The 17,130-nt window shown below is 40.9% G+C and carries 13 protein-coding genes and 3 tRNA genes; 11 read left to right on the forward strand and 5 right to left on the reverse strand.

Annotated elements, in window-relative coordinates; translation table 11 throughout:
- The first annotated feature begins 115 nt into the window (after positions 1-115).
- From LC454_RS04525 to LC454_RS04535, 3 genes are all read left to right on the forward strand, one after another.
- Positions 116-188: transfer RNA gene (locus LC454_RS04525), tRNA-Thr, on the forward strand.
- 33 nt (positions 189-221) lie between these two features.
- A tRNA-Thr gene (locus tag LC454_RS04530) sits at positions 222-294 on the forward strand.
- Between the two features lie 33 nt (positions 295-327).
- Positions 328-400: transfer RNA gene (locus tag LC454_RS04535), tRNA-Thr, on the forward strand.
- Positions 401-445: 45 nt separating this feature from the next.
- Here LC454_RS04535 and LC454_RS04540 read toward each other — a convergent pair.
- The 3 genes from LC454_RS04540 to LC454_RS04550 form a co-directional block, all read right to left on the reverse strand.
- Positions 446-1,858: an alkaline phosphatase gene (locus LC454_RS04540; protein WP_223580051.1), complete on the reverse strand. Its 1,413-nt coding sequence runs from the start codon at positions 1,856-1,858 to the stop codon at positions 446-448.
- Between the two features lie 85 nt (positions 1,859-1,943).
- On the reverse strand, positions 1,944-2,603 hold the full coding sequence (locus LC454_RS04545; protein WP_223580052.1) for an NAD(P)H-binding protein: 660 nt from the start codon (positions 2,601-2,603) through the stop codon (positions 1,944-1,946).
- A gap of 106 nt (positions 2,604-2,709) precedes the next feature.
- Positions 2,710-2,952 (reverse strand): hypothetical protein, encoded by a 243-nt coding sequence (locus LC454_RS04550; protein WP_120257935.1) that lies wholly within the window; start codon positions 2,950-2,952, stop codon positions 2,710-2,712.
- Positions 2,953-3,157: 205 nt separating this feature from the next.
- On the opposite strand from LC454_RS04550, the gene LC454_RS04555 reads away from it, so the two are divergent.
- The gene (locus tag LC454_RS04555; RefSeq protein ID WP_077434186.1) at positions 3,158-3,346 is read left to right on the forward strand and encodes a hypothetical protein; all 189 of its coding nucleotides are present in this window, start codon (positions 3,158-3,160) and stop codon (positions 3,344-3,346) included.
- Between the two features lie 61 nt (positions 3,347-3,407).
- Here LC454_RS04555 and LC454_RS04560 read toward each other — a convergent pair whose 3' ends face one another.
- The gene (locus LC454_RS04560; RefSeq protein WP_108631878.1) at positions 3,408-3,860 is read right to left on the reverse strand and encodes an Lrp/AsnC family transcriptional regulator; all 453 of its coding nucleotides are present in this window, start codon (positions 3,858-3,860) and stop codon (positions 3,408-3,410) included.
- Between the two features lie 123 nt (positions 3,861-3,983).
- On the opposite strand from LC454_RS04560, the gene rocD reads away from it, so the two are divergent.
- The 6 genes from rocD (at position 3,984) to LC454_RS04590 (ending at position 13,791) form a co-directional block, all read left to right on the forward strand.
- Positions 3,984-5,249 (forward strand): ornithine--oxo-acid transaminase, encoded by a 1,266-nt coding sequence (rocD, locus tag LC454_RS04565; protein WP_223580054.1) that lies wholly within the window; start codon positions 3,984-3,986, stop codon positions 5,247-5,249.
- Positions 5,246-6,211 (forward strand): arginase, encoded by a 966-nt coding sequence (gene rocF, locus LC454_RS04570; RefSeq protein ID WP_223580055.1) that lies wholly within the window; start codon positions 5,246-5,248, stop codon positions 6,209-6,211. Before rocD ends, rocF begins: the two co-directional genes overlap by 4 nt.
- Before the next feature lie 506 nt (positions 6,212-6,717).
- Entirely contained in the window at positions 6,718-8,382 is a 1,665-nt protein-coding gene (locus tag LC454_RS04575; RefSeq protein ID WP_223580063.1) for a tetratricopeptide repeat protein, read from the forward strand.
- Between the two features lie 206 nt (positions 8,383-8,588).
- The gene (locus tag LC454_RS04580) at positions 8,589-11,372 is read left to right on the forward strand and encodes a TonB-dependent receptor (RefSeq protein WP_223580065.1); all 2,784 of its coding nucleotides are present in this window, start codon (positions 8,589-8,591) and stop codon (positions 11,370-11,372) included.
- A gap of 66 nt (positions 11,373-11,438) precedes the next feature.
- Positions 11,439-12,701 carry a right-handed parallel beta-helix repeat-containing protein gene (locus LC454_RS04585; RefSeq protein WP_223580067.1) on the forward strand — a complete coding sequence of 421 codons (1,263 nt, stop codon included), beginning with the start codon at positions 11,439-11,441 and terminating at the stop codon, positions 12,699-12,701.
- A gap of 10 nt (positions 12,702-12,711) precedes the next feature.
- Positions 12,712-13,791 (forward strand): phytase, encoded by a 1,080-nt coding sequence (locus LC454_RS04590; protein WP_223580069.1) that lies wholly within the window; start codon positions 12,712-12,714, stop codon positions 13,789-13,791.
- A gap of 258 nt (positions 13,792-14,049) precedes the next feature.
- On the opposite strand, the gene LC454_RS04595 is transcribed toward LC454_RS04590, so the two are convergent.
- Positions 14,050-16,116 carry an ATP-binding protein gene (locus tag LC454_RS04595; RefSeq protein ID WP_223580070.1) on the reverse strand — a complete coding sequence of 689 codons (2,067 nt, stop codon included), beginning with the start codon at positions 16,114-16,116 and terminating at the stop codon, positions 14,050-14,052.
- A 322-nt stretch (positions 16,117-16,438) separates the two neighbouring features.
- Between LC454_RS04595 and LC454_RS04600 the strand changes: the two genes are divergently transcribed.
- On the forward strand, positions 16,439-17,101 hold the full coding sequence (locus LC454_RS04600) for a response regulator transcription factor (protein WP_223580071.1): 663 nt from the start codon (positions 16,439-16,441) through the stop codon (positions 17,099-17,101).
- The last annotated feature ends 29 nt before the right edge of the window (positions 17,102-17,130 follow it).

Genomic DNA, 17,130 nt, shown 5'->3' on the forward strand with positions numbered 1-17,130 from the left:
ATTTGGCGTCAAAGCAGGTAAAAATTATAGCGGGGGACTTGCATTTTTGATTTAGGCTTTCGATATTTGCAGCATCTTAAAACGGAGGTCGTTTTAAGATTGAAAAGAAGTAAAAGCCTCTTTAGCTCAGCTGGTAGAGCAACTGACTTGTAATCAGTAGGTCATTGGTTCGATTCCGATAAGAGGCTCTTCGAGTGTTACTCATCAAACTTCTTTAAAAAGCCTCTTTAGCTCAGCTGGTAGAGCAACTGACTTGTAATCAGTAGGTCATTGGTTCGATTCCGATAAGAGGCTCTTTGAGCGATACTCATTAAACTTCTTTAAAAAGCCTCTTTAGCTCAGCTGGTAGAGCAACTGACTTGTAATCAGTAGGTCATTGGTTCGATTCCGATAAGAGGCTCAACAAAAAAAATCCCCAAGAATTTCTTGGGGATTTTTTTTGTTTTTAGTCTAAGCTTAGTTTGGCAGCTATCGCTATTTTCTTTGGTATGTCGGTGTTGTCCATTTTCTGACTGAACTGCTCAGCGCCTGCGCCAATGGCATAAACGGGGGCATAAGCTGCCGAATGGTTGTTGGAAGCCCAAGCAATTGATCCCATACGATTTAGTATGGCAATGCTTAAAGCCGCGATTTTGTCATCACTGGCGTACAAACTTTTTGCTGTTTCATTCTGATGGTCAACGAAACTGCGTTGGTAGGCTCCCTGTAGTGATTTGTCGTCATCCGCATTGACTTTTACTTGGTTATACAGGCCTGTATGCGTGGAAAGAAGATTTTTTAGGTCATCCCAAGTTGCATTTGCTTTGTTTTTGCGCAGATTACCGATTTCATTTGAAAGCTCGGCATGCGATAATTTTTGATTAGCCAGTAATTTTGTCTTTAAAGTAGAGCTACCGTTGCCGATGCCCAATCCACCAGTCTCATGGTCAGCAGTGACCACAATAAGTGTTTCCTTGGGGTGTTTCTTGTAGAATTCATACACAAGTTCTGCCGCCGAATTGAAGTCCAATACTTCCTGGATGGTGGTAGCTGCATCATTTGCATGGCAGGCCCAGTCTATTTTTCCACCTTCAACCATCAAAAAGAATCCATTTTTATTGTTTTGTTCTAAAGATTGGATTGCAGCAGCGGTAATATCCGCTAGCTTGAGGTCAGATGGTTTTTGATCTATGGCATATTTTAGCGCATCTGTTGCAGTGCCATCTGTATTCATAAGGATGATTTTGTCCGACTTGCGGGGATGTTGTATATAGGCCTCTTTTCCTTTTAGAACTTTATATCCTGCTTTTTCAAATAAGGGGAAAAGGGAAGGAGCGGGTTGTTTATCAAAAGTTGTTTCGGATTTTAGGAAATTGGATCCACCAAAGAAGTCAAAATTGGAGCTGATAATTTCTTTGCCAATTTCGTAATACATATCTCGGTCAGGCTGATGGGCATAAAACGAAGCAGGTGTAGCATGGTCTATACTCACACTGGTGATGATACCGACTTTCTTTCCTTTTTCCTTAGCTGCATAAGCGATACTTTTATGTGGCACTGTTCCGGTACTGTCCATTCCGATAACACCGTTTTTCGTTTTTTTACCGACAGCAAGAGCTGTACCGCCAGCGCCAGAATCGGTAACACCGTTGGATTGGGAGTGTGTGGAAGCAAATCCAACATGAGGGAACTGAGTAAAGACCAAAGGTACCGTACTGTTTTTTTGCTGGAGTTCGGCACGGTGTATTTCGGTCAGATTGACTTGATTGAGTCCCATTCCGTCACCGATGAGGTAAAAGATATATTTTGCTTCTTGGCTAAAGGCCGGAAATACATAAATAAAAGCAAAGAGAAAAAGGAATAAAAAGCGTTTTTTCATTAGTGTGATAAATAAAATAAATGACAGCAAATTAATAAGCCCGGATTAGCTTATTGTTAATTCATTGTTATGAATACTTTTTACATTACCCTTGGTTCACCGTGTCTGATAGCTGTTTGATATCTTCCACTGAGATGATATTGATGCGTTCTTTGCGGGCATGAATGGACTGTATCATCGCCTGGGCAACCATGGTAACGGGTAGCGCTTCATAGCTCTTAAAAAGGCCGATACGGTTAAAAGCGCGTAATGCGTTTATGCCGATCTTTTCGCCTAGGCGATCAGTATTGGGACGGATCAAGCCGCCGGGCTGTACAATAATAAGTTTACCAAAATCTAGTGCTTTCACATGTTGCTCCAGACTCCCTTTCATCCGATTATAGAAAATCTTCGATTCAGCATCTGCGTTGACCGCCGAAAGTAATACAAAACAGGGGATTTCATTTTTCTTGGCCAGCGCTGCGAATTGCAGGTTGAGGTCATGATCTATCTTCCATTGTGCTTCTTTACTACCTGCATCTTTAACTGTGGTACCCAGGCAGGAAAAAGCAATATCGCCGTGAATCTCTTGTTCAAACTCTTGCAGTTTGCTGAAGTCTACAATGATCTGTCGTAATTTGGGTTGTTCATCAAAGCTCTTGCGCCGCAAGAGGACGATTACTTCGGTGAAATCAGTAGATTTTAATAGCTCATGAACAAGTACCCTTCCAGTTGCGCCGGAACCGCCAATTAAAACTGCTCTCATGTTGTTGATTTTTTTATTTTACTTCACAAATGAACTATAGGCTATCCCTATCAATCGGGATAGCAATACTGCTACTGATAAGTAGCAATTTTTTACAGCAGAATCCCTAATCTTTGTAATTTGGTTTTCCGGGTGTAAAACGTACGATGGATTGATCCAGTCTCAGAGCGTCGGCTACAGTAATCAGATCTTCTTCCACAATAAAATTTTGATCGATAGAGGTTTTTATTGTCGTAAAATCTTCCTGATCGGCGTCCTGAAAATACAATAGCGATTGGATGGTCGATACAGCTACGAGTTCGAGTAGTTCGTCTTCACCTTCATAGCCAACATAGAAAAAATCTGCCATAATTATACAATTTGGTTTTATACGAATATACTTTATTTAATCCTAAAATTGCCCAATTCGAACTGAAAACTTGTCTCCGATATGTTGTTTTTTAATAAAGTATCGAATTTAAATTTTCTTGTCCAGAGACTTATTTCCCTCGCAAAAATGCCTTATATTTGAAGTAATCGTTTTAAATAAATATTAACAATAAGATCATATAAAGATGGATAAAGAGCAGATACAAAATTGGTTGGATAGTGGGTATGATATACTGCACCATGGCAGGCCGGTTAAAGTTGAAGGCAATCTGTGGGATTATATAGATGGGTTGGGAAGCTATGAAAATGTGTTTGTATTACGGGAACTGATTTATTGGACAGAGGAGGAGCTGGCAAATATCGGAAAACAATAGCAAGGTCTTGAATCCAAGATTGCTGTCTGAGATCCAAGACCAGTTGAGCTTGCTAATGTTGTTAAAGGATAATATTGCGTTTAAATGCACATCCTAATTCGATGAGAGAATCTGTTTTTGCGATGCCAGGAATGTTGTCAATTTTTTCATAAAGCAACTGACGCATATGTTCATGATTTTTGGCGATAATCTTTACGTATAAGGTGTAGTTTCCAGTGATGTAATAACATTCCGTAACTTCAGGGATCTTTTTCAGCTCGGCAATGATACGACTTGAATCATGATCTTTTTCCAGACTGAGCCCCGTAAAAGCCCCCCAATCATAACCTAATCTTTTTTCATCTAATACGGGTTTTATGCCTGTCAATATCCCTTGCTCCATGAGACGATTGATACGTTGATGGATCATGGTATTGGATACGCCTAATGCTGTTGCAATAGCCGAGTACGCCATTCGGCCATCCGCATCCAGGTATTTTAAAATTTGAAGGTCAAATTCATCTATGCCGTTCATTGTTATGTAGGTTTAAAAGTTAATTTTAATATTTTAACGCTAATTTAGTGTTAAATTCCATTATTTTATCTTAAAAATAGTAAAAACTGTATATTTGTTATTATTTGAAATAAAATCCAAATTATGAGTATTGTATCTAAACAAGGAAACGGCGCGGCGTTTATTGCCAAGGAAGAAAAATATGGAGCACACAACTATCACCCTTTACCGGTTGTGTTGGAGCGGGCAGAAGGTGTTATGGTATGGGATGTTGATGGTAAGTCTTATTTTGATTTCCTGTCGGCATATTCAGCAGTCAATCAGGGACATTGTCACCCGCGTATTATTGCTGCGTTGACAGATCAAGCTCAGAAGTTGACTTTGACTTCACGTGCTTTCTATAACAATAAACTGGGAGATTTTGAGGAAATGATCTGTAAGCTATTCGGCTTCGATAAAGCTTTGGTTATGAACTCGGGTGTAGAGGCTGTTGAAACAGCAATGAAGCTCTGTCGTAAATGGGCATATCAAGTCAAAGGTATTGCTCAAAATCAAGCTAAAATAGTTTTTGCTAGAGATAATTTTCATGGACGTACCATTTCGGTGATATCTGCTTCAAATGATACAACTGCAACCAACGATTTCGGTCCTTTCGTGGAAGGAATAGCATTGGTGCCCTACAATGATATTGAGGCATTGGAAGCCTTGTTTAAACAGGATAAAAATATTGCCGGATTTATTGTTGAGCCGATTCAGGGGGAAGCAGGAATTGTGGTTCCGGATGCAGATTATTTGAAACGTGTACGCCTGTTGTGTACAAGCTATAATGTACTTTTTCTTGCGGATGAAATCCAGACAGGTATCGCAAGAACTGGAAGCATGTTGGCTTCTTATGCCATTGATGATGTGGATAGTGCGAGTAAACCGGATGTATTGATATTGGGTAAGGCCTTATCTGGAGGAGTATTGCCTGTCTCAGCGGTATTGGCCGATGATGCTATTATGTTGTGTATCAAACCGGGTGAGCATGGTTCTACCTATGGCGGTAATCCACTGGCTTGTGCAGTAGCGATGGAAGCGCTTCAGGTTGTACTGGATGAAGATCTGGTCAACAATGCCCGTCAAATGGGGGGGCTGTTTTTGGAGGGTTTACGGAAAATTGCGGCCAAATCGGATATGATTACCGAAGTCAGGGGCAAAGGACTATTGACAGCTATTGTGATCAATGCCAGCGAAGAGAGTGATCTAGCCTGGAATATTTGCCTAGAATTTAAGGAAAATGGTCTTTTGGCAAAACCTACCCATGGCAACAAGATCCGTTTGGCGCCACCATTGGTGATTACGGAAAGTCAGATTGACAGCTGCCTGGAGATAATCGAACGATCGTTGACTAATGCGACTGCACGATGAAGAAAATGATTGAATTGATCAAAAACAGATCGGATATTGGTGCGGGGACCCGAGGTTCTGACCTTGGTATAGATGCTATTGAGATTGCGGCGATCAACAAAGGAAGTCAGTATTTTATCAATTATCCCTTTGTGGATGTGCCTACACGAAATAGTTCCATTTACCAAAATGATAACCATCCTTTCGGTAAACATATCCAACAGATCTATGAGCAGTGTAAGCAGGTGGCTTCTACAGTGGAAGATAGTCTGTCGGCGGGTAATTTCCCTTTGGTATTTTCTGGTGACCATTCTTCGGCAATGGGGACAATCAGCGGCATCAAGTCGGCTTATCCAGATAAAAAACTGGGTGTGATTTGGGTCGATGCGCATGCAGATATTCATTCACCTTATACAACACCTTCTGGCAACATGCATGGTATGCCTTTGGCGGCCATGTTGAATGAAGACAACCTGTCCTGTAAAATTAATGAAATTGATCAATCAACGCAGGAATTATGGAATAAGCTGAAGCGTATTGCCGGTCCGGCAGAGAAGATACAACCAGCGAGTTTAATCTATTTTGGGGTCAGGGATACCGAGGAACCTGAAGATCTTTTGATTGCGCATTTGGGAATAAAAAATTACCGTGTCGAAGAAATTCGCCAACGAGGCATTGAGGATTGTGTGGCTGAAGCATTAGTCAGTTTGCAGGACTGTGATATGATTTATATCTCTTTTGATGTGGATAGCATGGATAGCGAGTTGATCTCAGATGGTACAGGGACGCCTGTTCCCAAGGGTTTTATGCCAAAGGAAATCGTCCTGATATTGGAAGAAATCATACGTTCCGAAAAAGTTGGCTGTCTGGAGATTGTCGAAGTGAACCCATTGTTGGACAATAAAGGGAATAAGATGGCGGAGGTCGCTTTTGATATTTTAGAACGCATAACACCGATGATCGAGCTTAAATCTGGTGATTGATATCTAATACGATTTTCTTTTATATTGCTTTTGGCTTAGATCAGCTTCTCTGTAAGAATTAGTGATATTTAACTAAGATTGAGCAAAAGGTCGTGTAGTGCGCTAGGTATTAACATTTAATAAATCAATAGGTACTAAGGGGGGAACAGATATAAAAGTCGGGTCCCCTTTTGTTTTTTTGGGGTATCCCATACTTTTTTCGGCATCTATTCGGTAATTATTCGACGTTTATTCGAGACATGTTCGACTCGGCTTCGGCTACGCTTCGACTCGGCTTCGACTCGGCTTCGGCTACGCTTCGACTCGGCTTCGACTCGGCTTCGGCTACGCTTCGACTCGGCTTCGGCTCGCACCCGAAGGGCAGTCGAACAGCAGCCGAAGCAACCCCGAAGAAGGGGCGACGCAGGCTCGAAGCAGTTCCGAAGAAATGTCGAACAGCCCCCGAAGCCCTCTCGAAGAAAGCCTTTCCGCATGTTAAGTTTAATCGGATTTAATATTCTGTTAACATGCTAACGCTTAAATTTACGCGGCGACTATTTACGGCAAAAATGAGAATTTCTTACAGTATTATATTTTCGACCTTCTTTCTGGTACAGCTTTTTTTCTCACAATTGACTACGGCACAAGCTGATTCATTTAAAGAGATTCGGGTATTAAGCCAAAATTATCCAGATTCGGCGATTACCTTAGTGAAAAAACGTTATGCGAAAGCCATAAACGACCGTGATCTACTGCTACAGGGAAATTGCCTGCAGACAATCGGTTGGTTATGCGTGAATCAAGGGCATTATGCCCAGGCGCAGGACTATTACTTCCAAGCAGACCGCATCTACACCCAGCTCAACGCGAAACAGGCACTGGGATCCAACTGGAGTGATATCGGTGAACTCAATATTTTCAACAAGCGCCATCAGTTGGCCAAGGAATACTTTAACAAGGCGCTACACACCTTCAAAAGCGAAAATGATCGAAATGGCGAGGCTTCTGTCCTGGGAAATATGGGGCATCTTTTTGAAAAGGAGGGATATTATGATTCGGCCTTTGTCTATCAAAAACAGGCCTTGGCGATCTACCGTGAGCAGACAAATCGTAACGGGGAAGCCAAGATTCATGAAAACTTGGGCAGTATCTATGAAGATCTTGGGAAATACGATAGTGCTTATTTGCATTTTGAAAAGGCGAGGAATTTATATGAGGAAACACAGGATAATTATGGAAAAATTGTTGTGATCAATAATATGGGGGATATTTTTCGGAAAACCAATAAATATCCCGAAAGTATTCAGCTGACCCAACTCGCGTTTCGCCTAGCGGAGAATCTTGGGGATGTCTATCAGATGGCATCAACGACAAAAGATCTCAGCAAGACATATGCTCTGAGCGGACAAATGGATAGCGCTTATTTCTATGCTGAGCGAAGCCGAAAACTCGTGCTAGAGCTTTATAGTGTGGATGGAGCACGGCACACTGCATTTTTCCAGGCACTGTATGATATGAATCAAAAGGCTGAGGAAATAGAAAAACTGCAGACAAACAAACGGATGAATTCGATCCTGTTGTTCGGCACGATTGTGGTATTGATCTTATTGAGTGTATTATCGTATGTCCTTTATAGCCGGCAGAAAATAAGGATCAAAACTCAGATCGCTGAATCACGGAAACAGGAAGCGGAGCGTGAACTGGCGGAAATAGCACTCAAAAATCAGCTGTTGGAAGATAAGCAGCTCAAACAGGAGCTAACGCTGAAGGAAAAGGAACTCACATCCCATACGCTCAACCTCATCCGCAGTAACCAATTTCTGGAAGAACTTCGCGACGAATTGAAAGCGCTAGTCAAAGACGATCGACGGGATCAAAAGAAACCTATGCAACGGTTGGTACAACAGATCAGTGAACATATTACGCAAGGCATCCATTGGAAAGAGTTTATGGGGACATTTGAACGCGTACATCATAGTTTCTTTGAAAAACTGATCAAGCTATTTCCTGATCTGACCGCAGCCGACATGCGCCTGATCGCATTGCTAAAAATCAATCTCAACAATACAGATATCGCGATCCTGTTGGGGATATCACAGGATAGTCTTCGTGTGGCCAGACATCGGTTAAGGAAAAAACTAAAACTGGAACAGGGTGAGGATCTCGCCGGGTATCTGCTTAGTATTTCATAATTCCTTAACATAGGGGTAACTGAAGGTTAATGGCGCTTATTTTGCTTGTAATTGTCTTTATTTCAGTTGTTTATTTGTTGCTGATTCCCTCTGGTTGATCCCTCGTTTCAGCTTGTTTCTTTCTTGTAACGCCAAAGATTTTGTGAATCTGTTGCAGGCTATCATATTTGCAGCAACAATCAGAGATTCATAATAATCTATTAAAAATGAAAAACGTTTTAACGGTATTGCTTGCCTCCAGTATTTCGATCAGCGCCGCTTATGCGACCAAGATCAAGGGGAAAGTCCTGGATGGACAAACAGGGGAAGCCATTGTCGGTGCCACCGTGTTCCTTGAACAAAGTGGTTTGTCAACCAAGACACAATTAGATGGTTCATTTGAATTCAAAGGACTATCCGCAGGTACAGATAAAGTCCATATTCGACATGTGGCCTATACTGAATTGATTAAAGAAATTGAGATTAAAAAAGAGAATACGCCTCATTTTACTTTTCAGCTTACCTCAAGTGAACAAACTTTAATGGAGGTAACTGTTAAAGGAAAGCGACATGGCGGCGATGATGATCCAAGCGCTCGTCGACTAGAAAAGAATGCCTCACAGATCATGAACGTCGTATCAGCTCGGGCAATTGAGATATCTCCAGATATTACAGTGGCAAATGTTGTGCAACGTGTTTCGGGTGTTTCTATCGAACGGAATTCGAATGGTGAGGGGCAGTATGCTATTTTAAGGGGAATGGACAAACGTTATAATACGACTTTGGTCAATGGCGTGAAAGTCCCTAGTCCTGACAATAAATATCGCTATGTGCCCTTGGACCTATTCCCATCGGATATGTTGGAGCGATTGGAAATCTACAAATCCCTGACGCCAAATATGGAGGCTGATGCCATTGGTGGTGTCGTGAATATGGTCATGAAATCTGCTCCAAGCAAATTATTGTTTCAGGCTAACTTGGCTACAGGATATAGCCAACGGTATTTTAATCGGGATTTTGGTAGTTTTTCCACCAGCGGGGTTTCGTCAAAATCTCCTTATGAACTTCATGGGAAAAATTATAATGCTACTTCCGCTGATTTTGATAAGGGAACGTTGGGCTATACGTATAAAAAACCATCACCAGATCTTATCGGTAACCTAACGATTGGCAATCGCTATTTAGATGATAAGTTGGGGGTCATACTAGGGGCAAGTTATCAAAACCTTCATCGCGGCAGTCGTTCTATTTTCTACAAATCGTCTGTCGTTGATATCAATCCCAATGCGGTCATTACCGAACAGAGTGACCGACAATATGATGAACAGCAACAACGCTTGGGACTGCATAATAAAATTGATTATCGAATCAACCCAAACCATCGGCTGAGTTTTTATCAGATGTATGTGAATTTGAACAACCTCCAATTACGTGATGCGGTCAATACGATTTACAATGGACAGTACGATCCAAGTATCGGTAAGTCAGAGCTGACCTATGTGACCCGTAGCAGGAAGACACAACAACAGATCTACACTGGTAACCTCCAAGGTGACCATCATTTTTTGGATAATCGTTTGAATTTTCGCTGGTCAGGTGTCTTGTCTTCGGCGCGCAATGAGTTGCCGCAGAACACGACAATTAGCTTAGATGGAGTGGAGGAGAACTTCGAACGTAGACGGACTTCTCTCGTAAACAAGTCGCCGGTGACTTACCGTTGGGAACGTAATACCGATGAGGATCGAGCCGGTTATTGGGACCTCGCTTATAAAGTTCCAATGGCAGAAAACAAACTGGAGATTTCCACTGGTGGTTTATATCGTGACAAACAACGGAGCAGCTTCTATAATAATTATAACCTTTCTCCGATCTCTGATGAGGCAAAGTATAAATATGGGGTTGATTTTCAGAAATATACGGATCTCCAATTGACAGTCAGTAATGCTACTGGTGCTGTTGCTAATGCATTGACCTACGATGCTGATGAAAAAACGACGGCGGTTTACGGTATGTTCAACTATGAGAATGACAAGCTTCAAATGATTGGAGGTATACGTATGGAACATACGAATCAGGGGTATAAATTATTATTCCCTGCTGGAGAAAAGAGACCTGAGGGATCCCAGATTTATACAGAATGGTTGCCGAGTTTAACGATTAAATATCATTTGGACAAAAAGCAACAACTTCATGCAGCTTATTATCGGGCATTAAATCGCCCTGGCTTTTACGAGATTGTTCCATCTAGTGTTGTCAATGAGGAGTTTATGGAGCGAGGGAATCCAGATTTGAAACACGCGTTGGCCGATAATTTTGACTTGCGTTACGAATTATTCCCAGAAGCGTCATCACAATTTCTTGTAGGTATGTTTTATAAAAAGATTAAAAACCCCATCGAGTACACTTTTCAAGCTGATGAGATACGTAGGCAGGACGTATACTATACACCTGGGAATTTTGGGACTGCTAAAAACTTCGGCTTAGAGGTTGATTATATCAAGTATATCCAAAAATTTGGTGTTAAGGCAAATTATACATACACGCATTCGCGCATCACGACCACTAAAATGACCCGTAAGACGAATGAAGTTACACAGGATCCCGATCCTATCTTTTTGGATCAAACTCGCCCTCTTTATGGACAAGCAGCACATATAGCTAATTTATCCTTGTTATACAAAGATGCTAACAAAGGATGGGAAGGACAATTGGCTGGATCTTATACCGGATCTCGGATCAATACCGTTTCCCAGTTTTTGAATAATGATTTATGGCAAAAGGGATTTATTCAACTTGATGCTTCTGTAGAAAAGAAATTCCGTACAGGATGGGCAATTTTCGCCAAAGCCAATAATATCTTAAATACACCTATGGAACTGTATGTGAAGGGGACAAATCCTGAGAATGATAAGATTATGGAAAAGCTCGTACAGGGTGGTAATACGCTTATTCGGAAGGATTTATATGGCCAAAATTATATCCTAGGTCTACGCTATAATCTGAATAAATAGGTTTGTGAAGCATTTAGCATATTATAATTAAATAAATCGAGCACATGCTCATAATGAAATATACAGATGAAAAATAACATTATTTTATTGTTTATATCTCTTTCAATCGCATTGTTAGCGGGCTGTGAAAAGGCAAATATTGACGTGGATACTTCTGATGCCAATGGTAGTGCTATTGGTGAAGTTTCCGGCGTTTGGAGTAAGGGGAGTATCCAGCATATTAAAGGTGATATTATTATTCCCGAAGGAAAAACATTGACCATTGAGGAGGGCGTGACGGTGTTAATGGACTCTGTTGGTAAAGCTGAAATCGTGGTGTTGGGAAATCTATATGCGCTAGGTACTGCTGAAAATCCGGTGAAATTTACCGTAGAAGATAAATACAAATCCAAAACCAATGAATTTGGAAAGCTTTGGGGTGGTATTTTAGCGGCACCTAGTTGTCAGGAGTTAGTTTTAGACCATACAATTATCGAATATGGGGGAGCAGTTACTTCAGATGCTTCAATGTCTGTCAAAATGGGATTGTATAAAAAGACAGCTGGTGAAGCGCTACCCGCATTATGGTTTTCCAATATTGATGGGAAACTGATTGTTCAGAATAGCACAATCAGTCATTTTCATGAAGATTGTACCTATATTGAAGGTGGTAAAATTATCTTCGCTAATAATCGTTTCTTCTCGAATGGCGTCACTGGGGGGGAAGCCATGAACTTTAAATCGGGTTGTCTCGCTGATGTAGCCTACAATCTGGTCTACAGTGTCAATACCAATGCCTTAAAGCTATCCAATTCAGGAGACCGAATACCACAGGCACATATCATCGTTTACAACAATACCATGCTGAATACGGGCTGGCGTCGACCGACAGCAAAAGGTGGTTCGGTTTGGTTAGAGGCCTCTGTTAAAGCGGAAGTGTACAATAATCTGTTCGCCAATACCCGATTCGGGGTTAAACGCGATCCCAAGAAGCCCGAAGATAAGCGCTCGGTATCAAGCAACAATTGGTATTATGGTTATGATCAATTGACGGTGGATCAATTTCAGGTCGGAAAGAATGATATTGTTGAAGGTACCAATGATGTCAGGGGCAAATTGGCAGGGGAGAACAACCCTAAATTTGTGAACTATCCATTAGAAACTCCCGGTGATAACTATGTGTTTAATGCAGCCTGGGATTTCCACCTACAAGGAAATTCACCCGCTTTGAAAGCTGGTACGTTAGCATTCAAACCACATTTTATAGACGGATTGACACTATCAAATGGTTTATCCTATAGCTCTCCACAACCTGCAACATATGTTGGTGCTTTTGGTGCCAAATTTTAATTAATTCAACATGAAAACAACATTAAAAACAATACTATTTTTTGGCCTGACAGCATCGACATTACTGCAAGTCTCCTGTAATAACCCAAAAACGAATACGTCCGAAACGGCTTCCATTAAACCTGTTTTTGTTACTGATGCGGTACGTTATGATTCCGATGATCCTGCGATCTGGGTTAATAAAACCGATCCCAGCAAAAGTCTGGTCATCGCAACCGACAAAGATGCAGATGGCGCTTTATTTGTGTACGATTTACAAGGTAAGATTGTCAAAGATAAGGTAGTCTCAAATTTGAAACGCCCAAATAATGTGGATATCGCCTATGGTTTGATCATCGGAGGGAAACCAGTCGATATCGCTGTGACAACAGAACGTATGACACATAAACTACGCGTATTCTCGTTGCCAGATATGAAACCAATCGATCAGGGTGGATTGGATATGTTTGTAGGGGAAACAGAACCTGATTTCAGGGATTTGATGGGAATAGCACTTTATACTTCACCGAAGGGGGAGATCTATGCCATTGTGGGAAGAAAAAATGGTCCCAAAGAGGGTTACTTGGGCCAATATCTCTTGACGGATAATGGTGCCGGCGCTGTGAAGGCCACCTTAGTCCGTAAGTTTGGTTCATTTAGTGGAAAGAAAGAAATTGAAGCCATCGCTGTAGACAATGAACTGGGCTATATCTACTATTCGGATGAACAAATGGGGGTGAAGCAGTATTATGCAGATCCTGCGAAGGGAAATCAACAATTAGCTTTGTTTGCGACCGAAGGTTTCACAGAAGACCATGAAGGTATTTCGATTTATAAATTGACGGATAGTACGGGCTATATTTTGGTGTCCGATCAGGGGGTTAACCGCTTTCAGATTTTTAGTCGTGAGGGTACAAAGGCAAACCCATTTGAACATACTCATTTAAAGACGGTGCCCGTTATGGCTACGCAAAGTGATGGTTCGGACGTCGTGTCTATCCGTCTAAACGATACATTTCAGCATGGTTTATTTGTTGCCATGAGCGATGATAAGACTTTTCACTATTACCGTTGGGAAGATATCGCTGGGCAGGAGCTAAAAAAGAAATAGTCTTTAGAGAAGACTGATAAAGTATAAGGCAACAGTTGTATAATTGACGTACAGCTGTTGCTTTTTTTAAGGAATAATACCCTTACTGCTATTGTTTTTTAAGATCCTGGATGTCCGTGCAGTGATAACACAAGTGAAGTCTTCATCAATCCTGTTCGTACATTTTATACGCTACAGCTGATTCCTATTGGTGATAGCGAATCAAGCTCTCAGAAAGAAATATGGTCTTTCTCAGTGTAAGCAAAGCATTAATCAATCCTATTTAGAGGTTTTATGCGTTGCGGTTACAGGTAATTCCTTACAACGGATAGGAATTTTAAACCAGAATGTCGAACCTTCGCCGAGTGTGCTGTCCACACCTATTTCTCCTTGATGTTTTTGGATAATTTCACGACAGATAAACAGGCCGATGCCGAATCCAGAGGCGTAACTATCTGTTGAATCATTCACCCGATAGAATTTGTTAAAAATCTGCTTTTGATGCTTGTCATTGATGCCTCTTCCCTGATCGCTGACTTTTACACTGAAATAATCATCATCCACTAGGACATCCATGATAATGGTCGAATTGGTGGGAGCGTATTTAATAGCGTTGTCGATAAAATTAATGATTACCTGTTCAATCTTATCACGATCAGCGACAATTTCCTGTTTGGAATCTGTTGCTCCTGTATAATGAATAAAATGCTTGATGGGTTTTAGCGAATAGATGTTACGGATATAATCTATTAGTGTGCAGATACGAAATGTATTTTTGTGGAGCAATAATTTCCCCTCATTGAGCTGGGATACATTCAGGAAACCCTCGATTAGTCCACGCATACGTGTAGCCTGCTCATTTGACTGATGGAGATATTGTAGCCGTTTTTCCGAACTGAGTGTCTGTTCCCTTGCAAGCAACAGTTGTATATAGGCAATTAGTGAAGTCAAAGGAGTCTTCAATTCATGGCTTGCGATACTGATAAAGTCCAGTTTTTTTCTTTCCTCTTCTTTGTCGTTGGTTGTATCGAATATCGCACCGTATATGATTTGTCGGTTTGAATCGGCCGATAATTGTCCACCACCAACAGATCGAAGCCATTTTATTTTGCCTGTTTTTTTATCTTCTATTTCACATTGACAGTCAAAGGGGGACTGTTTGGATACAACCTCCTGAAAGATATGACGTATCTTATCCCGGTATTGCGGTAGGATCTGGGTGAAAAAATCCACTTCCTGTATTTCTCCTTGGTGATCAAAGCCAAAAAGCTCGCGACATTGATCATTGAGTTCCATTTTCCTTGATTCCAGATCAATGGAAAAGATGCCAATTCCTGCAGCCTCCACGATCATTCTAAACTCTTGGTCTTTCTTTGCGATCAGGGTATTGATGGCCTCCAGTTGTTCACGCTCTGCATGCTGTTGTGTAATATCCAGCGTAGTGCCGGCAAACCATTCCGGCTGTTGGTCCTGATCAAAATACATTTTTCCCTTACAATGGAGCCAGCGTAATTTTTGATCCTCGGCACCAATGGTACGAAACTGTACATCATAAACACCTTTATTTTGATAACTCAATGATTTTTTGACTTCCCGATCTATTCTGTTCCTATCTTCGGGATGTATATAGCGTAAAACCTCGCTATAAGGAACAGTCTCACCCTTGGCAAAGCCAAAGAGCTCACGTGTACGTTCATCCCAGTGTACAATGTAGCTCTTGCAGTTTAGATTCCAAGTCCCCATTTCGGCAGATTGTAGTGCAAAATGATAATGCTCTTCGCTTTCAATGATTTTCTTTAGTGCAGCTTTTAGCTTTTGGTTTAAATTTTTGGTTTCCCGGTCTGGTAATGGGTATTTATTTAAACTGGTGACTGCATGAATGTTTCCTTCTAGGCTGTATTTCGGGGTCAGTAAATCTTCAAGAAGTTTTTGCTCAATGCTATTCTTTTCATCCGAATGTTGCGCGATCGGAATATGATGGGGAATAATGTTTATTTCTTGATATATACCATATATCTCTCCTGCTGTATTGATAAGGGGCTGGTATTTCATGTTGCAGTTATATTTGCCGGATTGTTCTTCTAGATCAAGTCTGATTGATACATTTTCTTCTAGCAGGGTTTTCTGGTTAAACCATACCTGTTTTAATTTAGAGACATTAGCATGGAGATGATCCTGTTGAACACGATCTTCAAGCCGCTGTCCAAGGACAGTTTCATCACAATTCCACAGCTGGAGCATTCTTGCACTGGCATAGGATATATGGAACTCGGGGCTATCATAAATCGCGCAAGCCCCCGATGCGGCTCTGAGTATGGTTAAAATATCTTTGTCGGAACGGATCATAAAGTTTCAAAAAAATAAAATGCTATTTAGTTTAAAACAAATATTGTTCCTTTTCTAAATCCTTTTCGAGATTTTACTTAAAATTTAGTACGAATGGATTTCTCTTTCTGAAAATGAGTGTCAATGGAATGTCCTTATAAAGTCCTTTAAATAGATAGAATTTTGTACCTTTATTCAGCTTGTACTAGTTTGGACTGCAGACGAAGTAGGGCTGGAGGTACAATTGGTTTCTGGGCTTTCCAAAGTAAAAATGCAACTGAACTCCATAGTAGCATACTACTCGGATAAAGAAAAAAGATAATTTTATTAAATATTGCCAAAGATGAGTAAGGTTAAGATACTGTTGGTTGAAGATCATATGGTCGTACGTAATGGTATTAAATTGTTATTGGAATCTCAGGAGGATTTTGTCGTCATCGGGGAGGCTTCGGATGGCAATGAGGCACTACAACTCCTGAGCAATGAATTATTGCCCGATATTATCTTAACGGATATCAGTATGGATCATATGGACGGAATGGAACTGTTGCGTGTGATCAAAGCCAAGTATCCATCCATTAAGGTTGTCATCCTTTCGATGTTGAATCAGATTCATTATGTTATTGAAGGATTTGAGCATGGCCTTTCGGGTTATCTGCTTAAAAACGTGGATTATAACGAACTTCTTTTTGGACTCAATCATGTTGCTAATGGTGGTAAATATATGAGTGAAGAAATCAGTATGGCGCTGCTTGATCAGGTAATTTCTGGTGAAAATTATACGGATCTACCAAACCGTTCGTTACCTGACTTTGACATCAGTGAACGCGAATTGGAAGTACTGAAATTGATCGCTGACGGCTTTACGAACATGGAGATTGCTGACAAAATCTTTTTGAGCAAACGCACAATAGAGGGCCACCGACAAAGTTTGATCGAAAAAATGAATGTGAAAAATACGGCAGAACTTGTTAAAGTTGCCTTCCAATCCGGTATTCTCAAATAGTCCATTAAAATAATCCAATCGATTCCTGC

It is taken from the genome of Sphingobacterium sp. GVS05A (assembly GCF_019969845.1).
Taxonomy (GTDB): Bacteria; Bacteroidota; Bacteroidia; order Sphingobacteriales; family Sphingobacteriaceae; genus Sphingobacterium.

Excerpts from the sequence above, each read along its gene's own strand:
- LC454_RS04540 (WP_223580051.1), bottom strand. The coding sequence starts at position 1,858 with ATGAAAAAACGCTTTTTATTCCTTTTTCTCTTTGCTTTTATTTATGTA.
- LC454_RS04545 (WP_223580052.1), bottom strand. The coding sequence starts at position 2,603 with ATGAGAGCAGTTTTAATTGGCGGTTCCGGCGCAACTGGAAGGGTACTT.
- LC454_RS04550 (WP_120257935.1), bottom strand. The coding sequence starts at position 2,952 with ATGGCAGATTTTTTCTATGTTGGCTATGAAGGTGAAGACGAACTACTC.
- LC454_RS04555 (WP_077434186.1), top strand. The coding sequence starts at position 3,158 with ATGGATAAAGAGCAGATACAAAATTGGTTGGATAGTGGGTATGATATA.
- LC454_RS04560 (WP_108631878.1), bottom strand. The coding sequence starts at position 3,860 with ATGAACGGCATAGATGAATTTGACCTTCAAATTTTAAAATACCTGGAT.
- rocD (WP_223580054.1), top strand. The coding sequence starts at position 3,984 with ATGAGTATTGTATCTAAACAAGGAAACGGCGCGGCGTTTATTGCCAAG.
- rocF (WP_223580055.1), top strand. The coding sequence starts at position 5,246 with ATGAAGAAAATGATTGAATTGATCAAAAACAGATCGGATATTGGTGCG.
- LC454_RS04575 (WP_223580063.1), top strand. The coding sequence starts at position 6,718 with ATGCTAACGCTTAAATTTACGCGGCGACTATTTACGGCAAAAATGAGA.
- LC454_RS04580 (WP_223580065.1), top strand. The coding sequence starts at position 8,589 with ATGAAAAACGTTTTAACGGTATTGCTTGCCTCCAGTATTTCGATCAGC.
- LC454_RS04585 (WP_223580067.1), top strand. The coding sequence starts at position 11,439 with ATGAAAAATAACATTATTTTATTGTTTATATCTCTTTCAATCGCATTG.
- LC454_RS04590 (WP_223580069.1), top strand. The coding sequence starts at position 12,712 with ATGAAAACAACATTAAAAACAATACTATTTTTTGGCCTGACAGCATCG.
- LC454_RS04595 (WP_223580070.1), bottom strand. The coding sequence starts at position 16,116 with ATGATCCGTTCCGACAAAGATATTTTAACCATACTCAGAGCCGCATCG.
- LC454_RS04600 (WP_223580071.1), top strand. The coding sequence starts at position 16,439 with ATGAGTAAGGTTAAGATACTGTTGGTTGAAGATCATATGGTCGTACGT.